Source organism: Streptomyces sp. NBC_01445, assembly GCF_035918235.1.
Taxonomy (GTDB): domain Bacteria; phylum Actinomycetota; class Actinomycetes; order Streptomycetales; family Streptomycetaceae; genus Streptomyces.
The window spans coordinates 2,049,912-2,066,612 of the sequence record NZ_CP109485.1 but is presented as its reverse complement, the minus strand read 5'-3'; the positions used below and the strand labels follow the sequence as shown (position 1 = coordinate 2,066,612).

Annotated in this window: 16 protein-coding genes; 11 read left to right on the top strand and 5 right to left on the bottom strand. The window is 70.4% G+C overall.

The window, feature by feature from the left end:
• Positions 1–2: 2 nt before the first annotated feature.
• Positions 3–377, bottom strand: a complete 375-nt coding sequence (locus tag OG574_RS52720) for a hypothetical protein (RefSeq protein ID WP_442816801.1) — start codon at positions 375–377, stop codon at positions 3–5.
• Between the two features lie 472 nt (positions 378–849).
• Between OG574_RS52720 and OG574_RS09765 the strand changes: the two genes are divergently transcribed.
• The 11 genes from OG574_RS09765 (at position 850) to OG574_RS09715 (ending at position 12,070) form a co-directional block, all read left to right on the top strand.
• A complete protein-coding gene (locus OG574_RS09765) occupies positions 850–1,881 on the top strand; it encodes a hypothetical protein (RefSeq protein WP_326772819.1) in 1,032 nt (343 codons plus the stop codon).
• Positions 1,882–1,937: 56 nt separating this feature from the next.
• Positions 1,938–3,209, top strand: a complete 1,272-nt coding sequence (locus OG574_RS09760; RefSeq protein WP_326772818.1) for an FAD-dependent monooxygenase — start codon at positions 1,938–1,940, stop codon at positions 3,207–3,209.
• 93 nt (positions 3,210–3,302) lie between these two features.
• Entirely contained in the window at positions 3,303–4,694 is a 1,392-nt protein-coding gene (locus OG574_RS09755) for an MFS transporter (protein ID WP_326772817.1), read from the top strand.
• Positions 4,695–4,738: 44 nt separating this feature from the next.
• Positions 4,739–5,575 (top strand): FAD binding domain-containing protein, encoded by an 837-nt coding sequence (locus OG574_RS09750; RefSeq protein ID WP_326772816.1) that lies wholly within the window; start codon positions 4,739–4,741, stop codon positions 5,573–5,575.
• Positions 5,572–7,941 (top strand): xanthine dehydrogenase family protein molybdopterin-binding subunit, encoded by a 2,370-nt coding sequence (locus tag OG574_RS09745; RefSeq protein WP_326772815.1) that lies wholly within the window; start codon positions 5,572–5,574, stop codon positions 7,939–7,941. Before OG574_RS09750 ends, OG574_RS09745 begins: the two co-directional genes overlap by 4 nt.
• The gene (locus OG574_RS09740; RefSeq protein WP_326772814.1) at positions 7,938–8,474 is read left to right on the top strand and encodes a (2Fe-2S)-binding protein; all 537 of its coding nucleotides are present in this window, start codon (positions 7,938–7,940) and stop codon (positions 8,472–8,474) included. Before OG574_RS09745 ends, OG574_RS09740 begins: the two co-directional genes overlap by 4 nt.
• Positions 8,465–9,139: an SRPBCC family protein gene (locus tag OG574_RS09735; RefSeq protein WP_326772813.1), complete on the top strand. Its 675-nt coding sequence runs from the start codon at positions 8,465–8,467 to the stop codon at positions 9,137–9,139. Before OG574_RS09740 ends, OG574_RS09735 begins: the two co-directional genes overlap by 10 nt.
• Positions 9,136–9,810: an isochorismatase family protein gene (locus OG574_RS09730; protein WP_326772812.1), complete on the top strand. Its 675-nt coding sequence runs from the start codon at positions 9,136–9,138 to the stop codon at positions 9,808–9,810. The genes OG574_RS09735 and OG574_RS09730 overlap by 4 nt, the downstream gene beginning before the upstream one ends.
• A gap of 49 nt (positions 9,811–9,859) precedes the next feature.
• Positions 9,860–10,747, top strand: coding sequence for an alpha/beta fold hydrolase (locus OG574_RS09725; RefSeq protein ID WP_100595403.1), 888 nt, complete (start codon positions 9,860–9,862; stop codon positions 10,745–10,747).
• Positions 10,740–11,237, top strand: coding sequence for a MarR family winged helix-turn-helix transcriptional regulator (locus OG574_RS09720; protein ID WP_326772811.1), 498 nt, complete (start codon positions 10,740–10,742; stop codon positions 11,235–11,237). The genes OG574_RS09725 and OG574_RS09720 overlap by 8 nt, the downstream gene beginning before the upstream one ends.
• A 62-nt stretch (positions 11,238–11,299) precedes the next feature.
• A complete protein-coding gene (locus OG574_RS09715) occupies positions 11,300–12,070 on the top strand; it encodes a maleate cis-trans isomerase family protein (RefSeq protein ID WP_326772810.1) in 771 nt (256 codons plus the stop codon).
• 400 nt (positions 12,071–12,470) lie between these two features.
• Here OG574_RS09715 and OG574_RS09710 read toward each other — a convergent pair whose 3' ends face one another.
• Genes OG574_RS09710 through OG574_RS09695 form a run of 4 tightly spaced genes read right to left on the bottom strand, consistent with a single transcriptional unit; the run spans position 12,471 to position 16,692 of the window.
• Positions 12,471–13,430 (bottom strand): PfkB family carbohydrate kinase, encoded by a 960-nt coding sequence (locus OG574_RS09710; protein WP_326772809.1) that lies wholly within the window; start codon positions 13,428–13,430, stop codon positions 12,471–12,473.
• Positions 13,427–14,917 carry a purine-cytosine permease family protein gene (locus OG574_RS09705; protein WP_326772808.1) on the bottom strand — a complete coding sequence of 497 codons (1,491 nt, stop codon included), beginning with the start codon at positions 14,915–14,917 and terminating at the stop codon, positions 13,427–13,429. The genes OG574_RS09710 and OG574_RS09705 overlap by 4 nt, the downstream gene beginning before the upstream one ends.
• Before the next feature lie 54 nt (positions 14,918–14,971).
• Entirely contained in the window at positions 14,972–15,976 is a 1,005-nt protein-coding gene (locus OG574_RS09700; RefSeq protein ID WP_326772807.1) for an ADP-ribosylglycohydrolase family protein, read from the bottom strand.
• Positions 15,973–16,692, bottom strand: a complete 720-nt coding sequence (locus OG574_RS09695; RefSeq protein ID WP_326772806.1) for a GntR family transcriptional regulator — start codon at positions 16,690–16,692, stop codon at positions 15,973–15,975. The genes OG574_RS09700 and OG574_RS09695 overlap by 4 nt, the downstream gene beginning before the upstream one ends.
• Positions 16,693–16,701 lie beyond the last annotated feature (9 nt).

Here is a 16,701-nt window from a genome sequence, read left to right as displayed (position 1 = left end):
GGTCACCCCTGCACTGAGACACTTGCGCAGGGCCGTGCTCCGCAACAGCGCCCTGGTCGCGCTGTGCGCCGTCGGCGCGACAGCGCGCAGCAGCTCTCACCGGTGAAGCCCTCCCGGCCGGGCAGGCGCGCGGTGGGGTTGCGACCGGGTCGCGACGACCGCGCGAGGGCCGGCTCGCGACCGTCCGCGATCCGCAGCAGCCAGCCGCCGCCCTCGGTAGGGCCCCGCTCGACGCGGGTGACCTCGACACCCGTCGTGACCTCGATGCCGTGGAAGTCGGCGTACTTCTCCAGGTACTGGATGATGTCGTCCCGCGCGACCCAGCGGCCGGACGCGCGGGATGGGCAGCCGGCGAAGCCGCGGTCGGAGGCCTGCACGGCGCAGATGGCTTCGACGTAGCGGGCGAAGCCGTGCCCGGTCGGCGCGGCGGCGCGGGTGTGTCACATGGCGCGGCGTCAGCACCATGTCCTCGACGCCGGCACTGTCATCCGCACGGGTCTCGATCGCACTCGCCGAGACGTCCAGCCGACGGTCGCTGCATGCAGCGGTTGCAACCCCTGGGTCGGCGGGCGCAGTTGGCCAGGCTCTGATCGACGCCAGGCTCGCGCTTCCGTCGGGTGCGGAGTCGTGTGGATTTCGACCGTGGTTCCTTGAAGTAAACCTCTCATAATTTCATGACGGCCTCTTGCCAGGCAGAGATAGTACGTGTTCGGATTAATTCCGTCGGCAGGGCTCCGCGTCATCGGTTCTGACGCGCCGGCCTCGCGCCGTGGTCCGATGCGCGCCCTCTTTCATCGCCGTTCCAGGCGGCGGACGTCTCCCACCACCCTCTTTCTTTGGAGCAGAGACATGCACGATCTCGCATCCGTAGACCTGCTCGACGCGTTCACCCGTGAACTCAGGCTGTGCAAGCTCCAGCCGGGGGAGCATGTGGTCGTCCTGTCCGAGCCGACGAGTCGCGGCGACTACATCGCGGCGGCCTTCGGAGCGGCGAAGGCCTGCGACGCCCACGTCATCTCCGCCACCGTGCCCGGCGGCAACCCGGCCCCCGCCGACAGCACTCGCACCGGCGCGGGTCCGGGGCTGACCTCGGTGCTGAACGACACCACCGCCCAGGAGATGCTCAAGGCTGCCGACCTGGTCGTCGATCTGACCCGTGAGGGCTTCATCCACGCGCCCCTCCAGCAGGAGATCCTGCGCGCAGGCACGCGCATCATCTTCGTCTGTGACGCCCCGGACGTCCTCATTCGCAACCTGCCGAAGGAGGACGACAAGGTCCGCGTGCTCAAGGGCGTCGAGCTGCTCAAGTCCGCCTCGCTGATGCGGGTGACGTCCGAGGCAGGCACCGATCTCACCGTCGAACTGCCAGGCTCCAAGCCGGAGTTCCAGGTGGGCTTTGCCGACGACCCGGGCCGCTGGGACCACTGGCCGAGCACCATGGTGCTGTGCTGGCCGCAGCTTTCCGACGGCCGGATCGTGCTGACGGAGGGCGACATCCTCCTGCCGTTCAAGGAGTACGTGCGCCGGCCGGTCACGCTGGAGATCGCCGGTGGCAACATCGAGAAGGTGTCCGGCGGCGCCGAGGCACAGCTGCTCAACACCTACTTCGAGGACGCCGACGACCAGTGGGCTCGCAGCCTTTCCCACATGGGCTGGGGCCTCATGAAGACCGCCGACTGGTTCGCCACAGCCCTATACGGCAAGGAAGAGCTGATGGGCATGGACGCCCGGGCCTTCGCCGGCAACTTCCTGTGGTCCACCGGCCCTCACCCGGTACTCGGCCGTGAGTCGTACGCCCACATCGACGTCGCCATGCGGGGCTGCACCGTCTCCGTCGACAGCACGGACGTCGTCACCGCCGGACGGCTCGTCGAAGCCTGACACCCCGCCCAGGTCCGCCCCGCCACCACGCGCCGCATCCCTCGTCTGGAGAACTCATGGCACCTTCCCAATCGTTCGAAGTCGTCATCGCCGGTGGCGGACTCGGCGGGGTCACCGCAGCACTGGCCTTGCGGCACCGAGGCATCAGGGTCACCGTTCTGGAACAGGCGGCACAGTTCGGCGAGATCGGGGCGGGCATCCAGACGGCCCCCAACGCCAGTCGCGTCCTGCTCGGCCTCGGCCTGCGCAAGCAGCTCGAAGCCATCCACACCGAGCCTCAGGATCAGGTGCGGCGCAGGTGGAAGGACGGCAGCGTCGTCGGGCTCACCCAGCTCGGCGAGCGCTGCAAGCGGGAATTCAACGCCCCGTACTGGCACTACCACCGTGCCGATCTGCACCGCGTCATCCTGGACGCCTGCGTGGACCCGAACGGCCCCGGACCCGTCGTCGAACTGCACACCGACAGCCGCGTGGACGGCTTGGACCGGAGCAACCCGCGCCGTCCGGCGGCCATCACCGAAGACGACCGGCGCTTCGAGGGTGACGTCGTGATCGGCGCCGATGGCATACGTTCACGGGTCCGTGACCTCATGGGGCTGCCCGACACCCTTGAGTTCTCGGGCGAGATGGCATTCCGGGCGTTGATCCCCGGCGACCTCATCGCCGCAGACCCGGCCACCCGCTTCCTCGTCGACCGCTTCCAGAGCACCATCTGGTACGGCCCCGACCGCCACCTCGTCCACTACATGATCCGAGGCGGCGAGTACCTGAACATCGTGGCCTGCGTCCCGTGCACCGACGAGGTCGCCGAGAAGTGGACCGTCTCCTCCGACGCCGACGCGCTCGTGGACGCCTTCCCCGGCTGGGACGACCGCGTCGCCGCGATGCTGTCCAAGGCGAAGGAGGACGTCTCCTGCTTCGCCCTCTACCGGAGGCGTCGCGACCCGGTCTGGACCGATGGTCACCTGTCGCTGCTCGGCGACGCCTGCCACGCCATGCTGCCCTACCAGGCGCAGGGTGCCTCGCAGGCGATGGAGGACGCCGCCGTCCTCGCCGAGGAGCTGGGCAGGGTCAACGCCGACGACATTGCGGGAGCCCTGCGCCGCTACACCGACCGCCGCGCCAAGCACGCCGGGATGGTCCAGGACGCGTCGCTGCGGAACAAGACCTTCTACCACTTCCCCGACGGCCCTCTGCAGCAGTCCAGGGACGCCGAGTTGGGGCGTTCCTTCGACGGCGAGTCGGACGTCTCCTACCAGTGGCTCTGGGGCGGGACACCCCTCAACGACCCTGACCTGGAGGCGATCACCTACCCGTTCGCGCGCTGACCGCCGGCGGCCGACCGAATCCGTCCCACCACAACCGCTGAGCCGCACCCGCACCGCCCACTCACCGTCCCCGACGCCCCCTATGGAGCGAACGTGAAAACAGGCGATCAGATCGTGCAGGACCTGCCCTGGAGATGGTCGGTCCAGGGAAGAATCTTCATCATCGGCGGCCTCGGCTACCTCTTCGATGCCTACGACATCGCCCTCAACGGCTTCCTCATGCCACTGCTCGGCGACCACTTCGATCTCACCCTCGCCGAGCGCGGTCTGGTCGCGACCGCGAACCTGGTCGGCATGGCCGTCGGCGCCGTCGTCTGGGGAGCAGTCGCCGACCGGATCGGACGCAAGCAAGCATTCAGCGTCACGCTGCTGATCTTCGCCTTGTTCTCGGCCCTCGGCGCCCTCGCTCCGGTCTACTCCGTCTTCCTGCTCCTGCGCTTCCTCGCGGGCGTCGGACTCGGCGGCTGCATTCCCGTCGACTACGCGCTGGTGGGCGAGTTCTCGCCACGCAAGTACCGGGGCCGGGTCCTCACCGCGCTCGACCTGTGGTGGCCGATCGGCGTCACCCTGTGCGGTCTGGTGGCCACCGGCTTCGTCGGGGTGGCGGGGGACTGGCGGTGGATGCTCGCCACGATGGTGTTGCCCGCGCTCCTGCTGTTCTGGGTGCGTCGCGGCATCCCGGAGTCGCCCGTCTACCTCACCAAGAAGGGCCGCGAGGCGGAGGCCAGAGAGGTCATCGACGACCTGGTGGCCCGCACGGGAGCACCAGTCGAGCCCTACAGCATCCCCGCACCGCAGCAGGAGACCGGCCCGCGCGGCGTCGCCGCCGCCGTGCAACAGCTCGTCGGTATCTGGCGGTTCGATCCGCGCATCACGTCGGTGGCCTGGCTGCTCTTCGCGACGATCATGCTGGTGTACTACGCGGCCCTCAGCTGGATGCCGTCCATCCTCAAGGAGGAAGGTCAGGGCGACACCGCCGCCTTCATGAGCACCACGATCATGAGCGCCGTAGGTATCGCCGGTGTCCTGCTCTCCACTGCCCTCGTCGACATCGTCGGCCGCAAGTGGCTGATCGGTGTCTCGGCGCCGCTCGCCGCCGCAGCCCTGGTCGCCTTCGCGGTGGTGCGGCACATGGCGACGCCGTCCGTTGTCGCCATCGCCGTTTTCGGCCTGCTCGCCCAACTGGCCATCCCCGCCCTGTACGCCTACGCCGCCGAGCTCTACCCCACCCATCTGCGGGCCAGCGGCTTCGGCTGGGCCTCATCGGTCAGCCGCACGCTGACCGGATTCGCCCCGCTGCTCTTCGGCTCGGTCATGTGGCCGCTGCTGGGGCTGCCCGTCACCTTCGCGGTGCTCGGGGCGGCGGTGCTGGCCGCCGTGGTCTGGATGGCGATCGCCGCACCCGAGACCAAGGGAGCGGTCCTGGACGCCTCCGACGAACCGGCGCCGGAGACCCGTGCCGTGCCGGAAGCCGCCGCAACCTGACCTGCCGCAGGGCCCCCGATACGTACCCAGACCGGAGGAATCCGATGAAGCCCGCCCCGTTCGCCTACCACCGGGCGCGAGATGTCGACGGCGCACTCCGTCTGCTCGCCGACCTCGGTGACGACGCCAAGGTGGTCGCCGGCGGACAGAGTCTCGTCGCGATGATGAACTACCGACTGGCGCGCCCGCGCCATCTGGTCGACATCGCGCGCCTGCGGGAACTCGACCGGATGGAGCGTGACTCCACCGGCGCCCTGCGTATCGGGGCGCTCACCACGCACCACACCGTGGAGCGTGATCCGCAGGGAGTGCTCGGGCGGGACTTCGCCGTGCTGAGCCGGGCCATGGAGTGGGTGGGACACCTGCCCATCAGGACCCGCGGCACGGTCGGCGGAAGCCTCGCGCACGCCGACGCCACCGCCGAGTGGTGCCTGCTCGCGGTGGTGCTGCGCGCCCAGTTCGTGGTCCGAGGTCCTCGTGGCGAGCGCACCGTCCCCGCCTCGGACTTCTTCCACGGCTACTACACCAGCGATCTGGCACCGGACGAACTCCTCGTAGAAGTCGTCTTCCCGCGCCCCGCACCCCACGCGGCGCTCACCGAATTCGCCGAACGACGAGGAGACTTCGCCCTGGTCGCCGCTGCCGTGGACCTGGACATGGTCGACGGGACGGTGCGCGGGGGCCGGGTCGGGCTCGGTGGTGTCGCAGCCGCCGTCGTCCGCGTACCGGAGGCCGAGGAAGTCCTGGCCGCGGGCGGCTCGTTCGCCGACTGTGCCGCGGCAGCGGCCGCAGCCGTCGACCCGCCCGAAGACACCGCCTACCGCAAGAGCCTTGTCCGCACCCTTGTACAGCGCGCCTGCGAGGAGGCCATCACCGCATGAGCTCGACACCGAACTCCCGTCAGTTGGTGGGGCGTTCAGTCCCTCGGCGCGAAGACCCCCGGCTGCTGACCGGGCGCGGACGCTTCGTGGACGACATCGCACTGCCCGGCATGCTCCACGCCCAGTTCGTGCGCAGCACCGTCGCCCACGGCGAGATCGTGTCCGTGGATCTGTCCGCCGTACGACAAGTTCCCGGCGTGGTGGCCGCCTTCACCGCCGATGACCTGCAACTGGGCGACATTGTTGCCGAGTTGGCGCGCCCACTGAGCGAGTACGTGCCGACCGCGATGCCGATCCTCGCCCGCGACCGCGTCCGTTACGTCGGCGAACCCGTCGCCGTGGTCGTGGCGCGCGACCCCTACGCGGCCGAGGACGGCCTGGAGGCCGCCAAGGTCAGCTACTCCACACTCGCGCCCGTCACCTGCGAGGAGGACGCGCTGGCTCCGGACGCGCCCCGCCTGCACGAGGAGGCGGCGCACAACACCCTCGTCGATGTGTCGCTCTTCGCCACGGAGGGCATCGACGACATCTTCGCCGGCGCATACCGCGTCGTGGATGTCGAGACCCGCACCGGCCGGCAGAACGCCCTCCCTCTGGAGACCCGCGGCGTCGTCGCGCACTGGGACGAGCGCGAGGAACAGCTCGTCGTCCACACCTGCACCCAAGTACCGCACCAGGTAAGGACGGTGGCCGCACGCAGTCTGCGCCTGGACGAGCGGGCGGTGCGGGTCATCGTCCCCGACATGGGCGGCGGCTTCGGGCAGAAGTGCGTGGTGGGCCGCGAAGAGATCGCGGCAGCGGCCGCCGCACTGCGCCTGCGCCGCCCCGTGAAGTGGATCGAGGACCGCAAGGACGCGCTGACCGCTTCCTTCCTCGCCCGAGAACAGCACTACAGGGCACGCGCGGCCTTCGATGCCGAAGGCCACATCCTGGCCCTCGACGCCGACGTGGTGTGCGACATGGGCGCATACTCCTGCTACCCGTTCACCGCCGGCATCGAGCCGCTCATGGCCTCCGCCGAGATGCCCGGCGTCTACCGGGTCCCCGCCTACCGGGTACGCGGCCGCGCTATCACCACGAACAAGGCGCCCACCGGCCCGTACCGCGGAGTGAGCCGCCCGCAGTACGTCATGGTCGTCGAGCGTCTCTTCGAGCGCGCCGCCCGCGAACTCGGCCTGGACCCGGTCGAGGTGAGGCGCCGCAACGTGATCACCGAATTCCCGTACACCGGCGTCAACAACATCACCTACGACCCGGGCTCCTACCTGGAATCCCTCAACCTGTGCGAGCAACAGCTCAGGGACGAAGGCTGGTACGAGAAGCAGGCCGAGACGGCACAGCACGGCCGTCACATCGGCATCGGCTACTCCTGTTTCAGCGAACGTACCGGCTACGGCTCCGCCGCCTTCGCCCAGCGCAAGATGCAGATCGTGCCCGGCTTCGACATCTCCGAGGTCCGCATGGACACCACCGGAGCCGTCACCGTGACCACCGGCACCCTCAGCCACGGACAGAGCCACGAGACGACCATGGCTCAGATCGTCGCCGACGAACTCGGCCTAGACCTCGCCAAGGTCAAACTCCACCAGGGCGACACCGACCGCATCACCTACGGCTGGGGCACCTTCGCCAGCCGCTCCATCGCCATCGGCGGCAGCGCGGTGCGGATCGCCGCCGGGCGCCTCGGCGACAAACTGCGCCACATCGCGGCCGCCCGCTGGAACACCGATCCCGGCGATGTCGAGCTGACCGGCGGGGGAGCCAGGCGCCGCGGCCCGGAGGCGGACTTCCTGTCCTACGAGGAACTCGCCGACATCGCCTACCTGAAGGCACACCTGCTGCCCAAGGACATCGAACCCGGCCTGAGCGCGACAGCCACCTTTGACGTCCTCAACGACGGAACCTTCTCCAACGCCACCCACGGCGTCGTCGTCGAACTCCACCAGGGCACCGGACAGGTGGAGATCCTGCGCTACGTGTGTGTCGAGGACTGCGGCGTCGCCATCAACCCCCAAGTCGTCGAGGGACAGTGCCGCGGCGGCATCGCCCAGGGCATCGCCGGCGCCCTCTTCGAACAGATCACGTACGACACCCAGGGCGAACCGTCGGCGACCGGCTTCATGGACTACAAGGTGCCCACCGCCCACGAGATCCCCGACGTCCTGATCCGCCACCTCGAAACGCCCTGCGCCTTCACCGAGACCGGGGCCAAGGGGGCAGGCGAAGGCGGCACCATCGGCGCCCCTGCCGCCGTACTCAACGCGGTCAACGACGCCCTGCGTCCCACCGGCGTGGAGCTCGACAACACCCCCATCACACCCCGGACCGTCCACCGCGCCCTGAACCACCAGGAGCTCCCCGCATGACCAACCCCAGCAGCACGCAGGACCTGCAACTGCTCACCCTCGACATCAACGGCGAACGCCACGAGGTGATCACCGAGTCCCGGCGCACCCTCGTCGACGTACTCCGCCACGACCTGCACCTCACCGGCACGCACGTGGGCTGCGAGCACGGCATCTGCGGGGCCTGCACCGTCCTGGTCGACGGCCGGCCCGCCCGCGCCTGCCTGATGTTCGCGGCCCAGGCGGAAGGTGCCGAGATCCGGACCGTGGAGTCGCTGGGAGGCAGTGGCGGCGAACTCGCAGACCTGCAAGAGGCATTCCGGGACCACCACGCCCTGCAGTGCGGGTTCTGCACCCCCGGCTTCCTGATGCTCGCCGAAGGGTTCCTCACCGAACGCCCCGAGGCGACCAAGGAAGAGATCAGAGACGTGGTCGCCGCCAACCTCTGCCGGTGCACCGGCTACCAGACCATTGTCGAGGCCATCGACGCCTGCGCGACCGCCCGCCGCACCGCGTGCGCCCAGGGCCGCAAGGAGACGACAGGATGCAACTGACCAACACCGTTGCGGTGAAGGCTGCGCCCGACGAGGTGTTCGCCCTCATCAGCGACGTTCAGCGGGTCGCCTCGTGCATGCCCGGTGCCGCCCTGGAAGGCCAGGACGGCGACGCGTGGCGTGGCGCGGTCAAGGTGAAGGTGGGACCGATCACCGCCGCCTACGCCGGGACCGTCCGCTTCCTGGAGGTCGACAGCGACAGGCGACGGCTGCGAGTCCACGCCACTGGCGCCGACACCCACGGCAGCGGCGACGCCGAGGCCGAGGTCGCCCTGGAGGTGACAGCAGCACCCGGTGGCGCACAGCTCAACCTCGACACCGACCTGGTCATCCGCGGGAAGATCGCCCAGTTCGGCAAGGGCGCCATCGCCGCCGTGTCCGGGCGCATCCTGGAGCAGTTCGCGCTGAACCTGGGAAACCTGCTGGTCGCCCCCGCGGCCGTAAGCGAGGCAGCATCCTCCAGCGCCGCGCAGCCTGCTGTCACTCCGTCGGTTTCTGCGCCCGCCCCCGCGGAACTCGACGGCCTGTCCCTGGTCGCCGGACCGCTGCTGAACAAGTACGGACCGGTCGCCGCCGCCTTCGCGGCCGGCCTCGTCCAGGGTTGGCTCCTAGGCAAGCTGAAGGCCCAGTCCGCTCAGCTGCGCGACCTCCGGAGGCCCGCATGAGCAGCGGGCTCTACGGCCGTACGACCGACGACACCTACGAGCAGGCCGGGTTCGGGGCACCGGTCCGACGCGGCAATCGTCCCGTGATTCTGGTCGTCGACCTCACCCGCGGCTTCACCGAGGACGGGTACGCCACGGGCAGCGACCTCACCGACGTGGTCAAGTCGACCACGCGACTCATCGAGGCCGGCCGCCCCGCCGACGTCCCGGTCGTCTTCACCGCCATCTCCTACACCCGGGCAGAAGCAGCCGCCGACTCGGTCACGTGGCTTCGCAAGGCACCGGGGATGCGCTCCCTGGTGGACGGCAGCGATGCCGTGGCCCTTGACCCGCGATTGCCCTGGCAGCCCGGACAGGACCACCTCGTCGTCAAGAAGGGCGCCTCCGCCTTCTTCGGTACCGGCCTCGCCGCCACCTTGACCGGCCTCGGCTGCGACACCGTCCTCGTGTGCGGCGCGACGACGAGCGGCTGTGTTCGGGCCACTGCGGTGGACGCGGTCCAGTCCGGCTTCCCGGTCCTGGTGCCGCGCGACTGCGTCGGCGACCGGGCCGACGGCCCCGCGCAGGCGGCGCTCTTCGACATCCAGGCGAAGTACGGAGACGTCATCGGCCTCGACGATGCAGTCGGCTACCTCGCCTCCCCGCCTACATCCCGATTGCCTGCGCCCTGACTGCCTGCTCTCCGGCGCGACCATCCCTGAGCTCTTGAGGACGAACCCCATGACACAGCGCTCGCTCCTGCAATCCGCGCTCGCCGACCTCGCCGACGTGCCCGCCACCAGCCGCTGGATCTGGTCCGGCTCCGTACGCCTGCACGCGCTGGACTACGGGGGAGACCTGCCCCCGCTCGTCGTCCTCCCCGGCATCACCAGCCCCGCGATCACCATGGACTTCATCGCCCGTGAACTGACCGACCTGGTCCGGCCGGTGGTCCTCGACGTGCGCGGTCGCGGTCTGTCCGACGACGCCCCCGGACACACCCTGGAGGCGTACGCCGAGGACGTCGAAGCCCTGATCACCGGACTCGGTCTCGAACACCCGCTGCTGTTCGGCCACTCCATGGGCGCCCGCATCGCGGCCGTCACCGCCGTGCGGGCCAAGGTTCCCCTGGGCGGTGCCGTCCTCGCCGACCCGCCGATGAGCGGCCCCGGCCGAGACGCCTACCCGACGAGCCTCTGCACGTTCCTCCGACAGCTCGCCGAGGCCCACCGCGGCACCGACGCCGACGAGGTCGCGGGCCATTGGCCCACCTGGCCTCGTCACGAACAGGAACTGCGGGCGCGCTGGCTGTCCAGCTGCACACGGGAAGCGGTCACGGGCACTCACCACGGCTTCGAGAACGAGGACTTCTTCACCTGGTGGCCGCAGGTGCCCGCCCCCCTCGCCCTGCTCCACGGCGCGGACAGCCCGGTTGTGACGTCCGCCGGCGCGGCTGAGGCCGCAGAGGCCAACCCCGCCGCCTCTGTACACCGGATTCCCGACGCCGGGCACATGATCTTCTGGGACGCGCCGACGACTGCAGTTGCCGCACTGCGCACGGCCCTTCGCGGGATGCTCACCGGCCGCGAACCCGGCTCCGACGCCGTGGTTAAGTGTGGACATGCCTGATGAGACCACAGCTGCCGAGACCACCCCCAGGCCCCCCGCCGAGCTGACCGCCGCCCCCGGCTACCAGGTTCGCCGCCTCTACCAGGCCTACCTCGCCGTGTGGTTGAGGGAGGTGGACCCGGTGCTCACAGGACCACAGTTCGCGGTGCTCCAGACGATCCAGGCACACCCCGGGCGTGATCAGCGCTCCCTCGCCTCGGCGGTAGCCCTTGACACCTCGACGATGGCCGACGTCGCCAAGCGCCTCGACAACCGTGGGCTGATCACGCGTCAGACCGCAGCTGACGACGGGCGGCGCAAGCTGCTCTACCTCACTGAGGACGGCGGACACGTTCTCCGCGAGGCCGAACGCCGCGCCCGGGCCCTGGACAAGCTCCTCCTCGAGCCGTTCAGCGAGACCGAGCGCACCACCTATCTGCACATGCTCACGTCCCTCGCCGATCACTGGGTGGGACTGGCCGAGGGGCCGAACCCGACTCCCTCCCGATAGCCGGTCCGCCGTGCTCCGGGCGGGGAGGTGAACGCCCCGCCACAACCGGAGGACGACAACCCATGACGGACCATCACATCGGTCTCATCGTGCCCAGTTCCAACCTGACGATGGAGACCGAACTGCCCCGGATGCTCCACGCCCGGGAGACGGTCGAGCCCGGCGACCGCTTCGTGTTCCACAGCAGCAGGATGCGGATGAAGCACGTCACCCCCGAGGAACTGCGGGGGATGAACGCGCAGACCGAGCGGGCCGCGAGTGAGCTCGCCGACGCCAGGCCCGACGTCGTCGCCACCGCCTGCCTGGTCGCCATCATGGCCCAGGGACCGGGCTATCACTGCACCGCCGAAGCAGAGATCACCGCAGCCCTGCAGGCCGAGAGCGCCGAAGCCCCCGTCGTCTCCAGCGCGGGCGCACTGCTCAGCGGCATCGAGGCGCTCGGCGCCCAGCGGGTCGCGATCATCACGCCGTACATGAAGCCGCTCACCGCCAAGGTCGTCGCCTATATCGAGGACGCGGGGATCGAGGTGGTGGATGCCCTGAGCCTCGAAGTCCCCGACAACCTGGCCGTCGCCCGTTTGCACCCAGCGGATCTGCGCGAGCACCACCGCCGGCTCGACCTGAGCCGGGCCGACGCCCTGGTGCTCTCGGCCTGCGTGCAGATGCCGTCCCTCGCCTCCATCCAGACGGTCGAGGACGAGACGGGGCTGCCGGTGCTGTCCGCCGCGACGGCGACGGCGTACCGCATCCTGCAGGAACTCGGTCTGCCTCCGATCGTGCCGGGAGCCGGAAGTCTCCTCGGCGGACGCTCCGCCGAACTCGCCGCCCACTGAACCCGGAACCGAGCCGGGGACACGTCCACGCTCGACGGCGGTGTCCCGGGCCGGCGCGGCCGCGTCGATCCCCACCGCCGCCGAGATCGGCGCCCCCACCTCATCGACGAGCGTGACCTCGCCGCCGCGGAAGCGAAGGACGGCGGCCTGCGCATCGGCGACCGGAGTTTCCGCGCCCTCGTCCTGCCCGCGACGACCACGCTGCGATCGACGAGATGAGGCACGGCGATACGATCGCGATGGAGGTCGTCGGAGACCCGGACACGAATCCCGATGTGCAGGCCGAGGCCATCCGTGCCGCCTCGCGGCCCGCCGAGCACTCTCTCGACGTGGAGTCGATCGCATGGCTGTGGCCCCGGACCTCGTCCGGGGCCACAGCCGTGTGGTCACATCCCCGTGGTCACCCGTCGAGCCGCACGCCGCGTGCGTCGAGGAACGCCGCGAGTTCGGTCGCCGTCGGGCCGGTCGCCGGCCCGCGCCGGGTGACCGCGAGAGCGGCCGCCGCGTTCGCGCCCCGGGCCGCCTCGTCAGCGGGAACCCCGCGGCCAAGGAGTGCCAGGAACGCGCCGACGTGGGCGTCCCCGGCCCCGTTGCTGTCCACGGCGTCCACCGGGAACCCGGGCACGTGCACCGCATCACCGCCGTCCGGCGCGGCCAGCCAGCAGCCGTCCTTGTCGGCCCGCACCAGCACACCGGCCCCGGCCCGCAGCCGCCCGCGCAGCACCTCGGCCGCCGCGCGCGGATCGGCCAGCGAGGTCATCAGCTCGGCCTCCCGCGCATTGCAGCTCAGCCAGTCGGTGCGGGCGAGCACCGGGTCGAGCACCGCGGCCGGGATGTCCGCCACCAGCGGCGCCGGGTCGAAGCAGACCCGTACGTCGTCCGCGAGGCCCGTCACCACCTCGGCCAGGAGCGGCCCGTTGACCTCCATCACCAGGCCGTACCCAGAGACCTGCAGGAGGTCGCCGCCGCGCACCGACCCGGCGATCGTCCGCGCCTCCTCGGGGGTCATCCGTGCGTCGACCCCGAAACTCGTCACGAACGTACGCTCGCCGCCGCCGTCGACCAGCGCCACACAGAAACCGGTGTCGCCGTCCGTGCGCGCCCTGAGCACCGTGCCGATGTCCTCGGCCGCGAGCGAGGAGCGTACGAGGTCGCCGTAGGGGCCGCTGCCGTGCAGCCCCGCGTACACGGCCTCGGCGCCGAGGCGGCGCGCGGCGGTCAGCGTGTTGAAGCCGCCGCCCGCGTACAACTCCGTACGCGTACCGATGACATCGCCACCGCGCTCGGGCAGGGCAGGCACCTCGATGACCAGGTCGGCGATGACGTTTCCGGCGAGCACGACACGGGAGCGGGCGGTCATCGGGTGGCCTCCTCAAGGGTGGTGGAGTCAGCGGCAGCGGAGTCAGTGGCAGGGGTGGTGAGGGTCACCGGCGAGCGACGCCCGAGCAGCGCGTACAGTGCGCCGCCCACGACGATGGCGACGAGCCAGCCGAGCCCGTTCACTCCGAGCCAGGAGTCGGCGAGCGGCCCCTTGAACCACACGTCGTCCGCGCTCGTCGCGGCCGTCGTGAACAGCAGCCCGGCCACGATCGCCGCCAGCCAGGCGGTGACGGCGGGCAGATGGAAGCCACCGCGATACCAGTACCGGCTGCCCCGACCCGTGTTCATCAGCGCCGACGGGTCGTACTCCCGTCCGCGCAGCATGTCGACGGCGATCACCCCGATCCACGCCGAGATCGGCACGGCGAGCAGCGTGAGGAACGTACTGAACGGACCGTAGAAGTCATCGGCGATCAGCATGAAGTAGATGCCGCCGAGGAACATCAGCACGATGTCGACGCAGACCGCCCAGGCGCGCGGCACCCGCAGACCGAGCGTGATCATCGTCAGGCCGGCCGAGTACGTGGACAGGTGATTGGACATCAGCAGCCCGCCGAACGCCGCGATCAGATACGGCACCGCCATCCACGACGGGAGCATCGCGTTGATCGCGGCGACCGGATCGGCGGAGGTGGCGAGGGCCGGGTCGCCGGCCGTGAGCAGCGAGCCCAGCGAGATCAGCAGCACGAGCGGGATGCCGGCGCCGAAGGCCGAGGCGCGCACGAGACGCCCGCCGGGGATCGATCGCGGCAGGTAACGGGCGTAGTCCGCACCGGCGTTGGCCCAGCCGATGCCGGTGCCCGAAGCGATGAACCCGATACCCGCGACGACCGCGCTGGCCCGGCCCGCCGGTGCGTCGAGCACCTTCTGCCAGTCGACGGTTGCGACGAGGAAGCCCATGACGACGAGGTTGAGAACGCCGAAGGCCACCGTCGCCCACTTGTTGATCCACATGATCGTGGCATGCCCGAGGCCGCTGATCAGCAGCGTGCAGAGGATGAAGACCAGCAGACAGACCAGGGTGAGGACGGTGCCCTTGCCCACCCCGAACAGGGTGTTGAGGAGAGCGAGGAGGGCGTACGCCGCTGTGGTCGTCGTGATCGTCTCCCAGCCGACCCGGCTCAGCCACGTCACCAGCGTGGGGCCGTGGTTGCCGCGCTGCCCGAACACGGCCCGCGACAGCGTCAGGGCCGGCGCCCCGCCCTTCTTGCCGGCCAGGCTGAGCGCGCCCACCAGGGTGAACGATCCGACCGAGCCGACGACCGCGACGAGCGCGGCCTGCCAGATGTTCAGGCCGCGGAAGGCGACGAGCGTCGCGCCGAGCGGCAGCCCGAGGATCGATATGTTCGCGGCGAACCACGTCCAGAACATCTGGCCGGCGTGGCCGTGCCGCTCGGTGTCGGGGACCGGCTCGATCCCCCGGGTCTCCACGGTGCCGACGCGATCGTTCTCCGTTGAAGCGGCCATCGCGGAACCTCCTTGCTGGGCTGTCGGTGGGGTGGGTGTGTGGAGCGGTGGGTGTCAGGGGCGGTGGGTGAGCAACTGGCGTGTCAGAGGCTCCAGTTCGAGGTCGTTGACCTCGTGCAGGGTGCGTACCTCGGTGGCGGGCAGGGCGGCGAAGCCGTGCACGGAACCGGCGATCGCGCCCGCGATCGCGCCGATCGTGTCGCTGTCGCCGCCGAGATTCGCCGCGAGGAGCGCGGAGCGCCACGGGTCGCCGTCGGCCAGCGCGAGCACCGCGAAGGCGGCGGGCACCGACTCCTGGCTGGCGACGCTGGTGCCGATGAGCGCGTCGATCCGGTCGAGCGCCGCGTCCTCGTCGAGGCCGACGACCAGGTCGCGCGCCCAGCCGATCCGCGCGGAGATGCTGGCGCCCGCGATCCAGTGCCCGCGCCGGGCACCGGCCGCAGACAGGCTGATCGCGGCGTCGAAGGCGTCGTCGAGGCTGCCACCCGCGACGCAGGTGGAGACCGCGGCCGCGACCGCCGCCGCGCCCGCGATGCCGACGGTGGTGTCGTGCGTGACCTGGCAGGACTCGACGACCCGGTCGAGGAACCGCTCGGTGTCGGGAGCGCAGGCGAAGGCGATGCCGACCGGGGTGACCCGCATCGCGGCACCGTTCGTGGTGCCGTACTTCCCGGCCTCCTTGGGGTCGGTGCCGCGGGCCACGGAGTCGAGCGCCGCCTTTGTCGACGGGCCGAGCAGGTCGAACGACCCCTTGGCCTTCATCTCCTTCTCCCAGGCGAGGAGTTCCTCGGCGAACCGCAGCGGGTCGACGTGCCCGCCGCCCTCGACGAGCAGCCGCGCCACGATGACTGCCTGGTCCGTGTCGTCGGTGACGGACCCGGCGGGCATCCCTGCGCTGACCGGGTTGTCGGGCTGCGCGGATTCGAAGCCGCGCAGTGTGCCGTAGACGCGGACGACGTCGGCGCGCGACATGACCTGCGTCGGCATGCCCAGGGCGTCGCCGAGCGCGAGACCGTAGAAGGCCCCGAGGGCGCGGTCGAACTGGGAGGTGTCGGTCACAGGTGGCCTCCTCGGCCGGTATGTACGTGTAGTTGGAACCGGGCGGGATCCAGCAGGCTCGTCACCTGCTCGACCACGCCCCCGTCCGCGTCGCGGAACACCTGGGAGACGCGGAGGAAGGACTCGCCGGGGGAGCGGTGCAGGGCCGAGGCGTCGGCGTCCGCCAGTCCCGCGACGCCGATTTGTGCCTCGGCGGAGTCCGAGATCCGGCCCGCCGCGGTGAGCGTGCGGCTCAGCGAGTCCCCGTCCAGGCCGCGCTCGGCCAGACCGGCGAGCGCGCCCACGGCGGGCACTCGGCTGAACTCCAGGGAGACACCGTGTCCGTCGGGCAGTCGCCGCACCCGGTCAAGGGCGGTGAACTCGTCGCTTTCCAGGCCGAGTTCGGCGGCCAGGGCTGCGTCCTTGATCCGCTCGAACCGCAGGACGTGGGTGCTGAGTTCGGTGCCTTGATCGGCGAGGGCACGGGTCCAGCCGAGCCGCTGGTCGAGCGGGGCGCCGTCGAAGGTGACGATCGAACCGATTCCGGCATGCGTCTCGATGAGCCCTTGCTCGCCCAGGACCCCGAGGGCCTGCCGCACGGTGGTCCGGCTGACCCCGAATCGCTCCCGCAGGGCGTGCTCGCCGGGCAGCTTGGCGCCGTCCGCGTGCACACCCGCACGAATCTCGTCGGCGAGGGCCAGGGCGACGCGATGATGCTTATGAACCTGTCCAGGCATGTCTAGAAG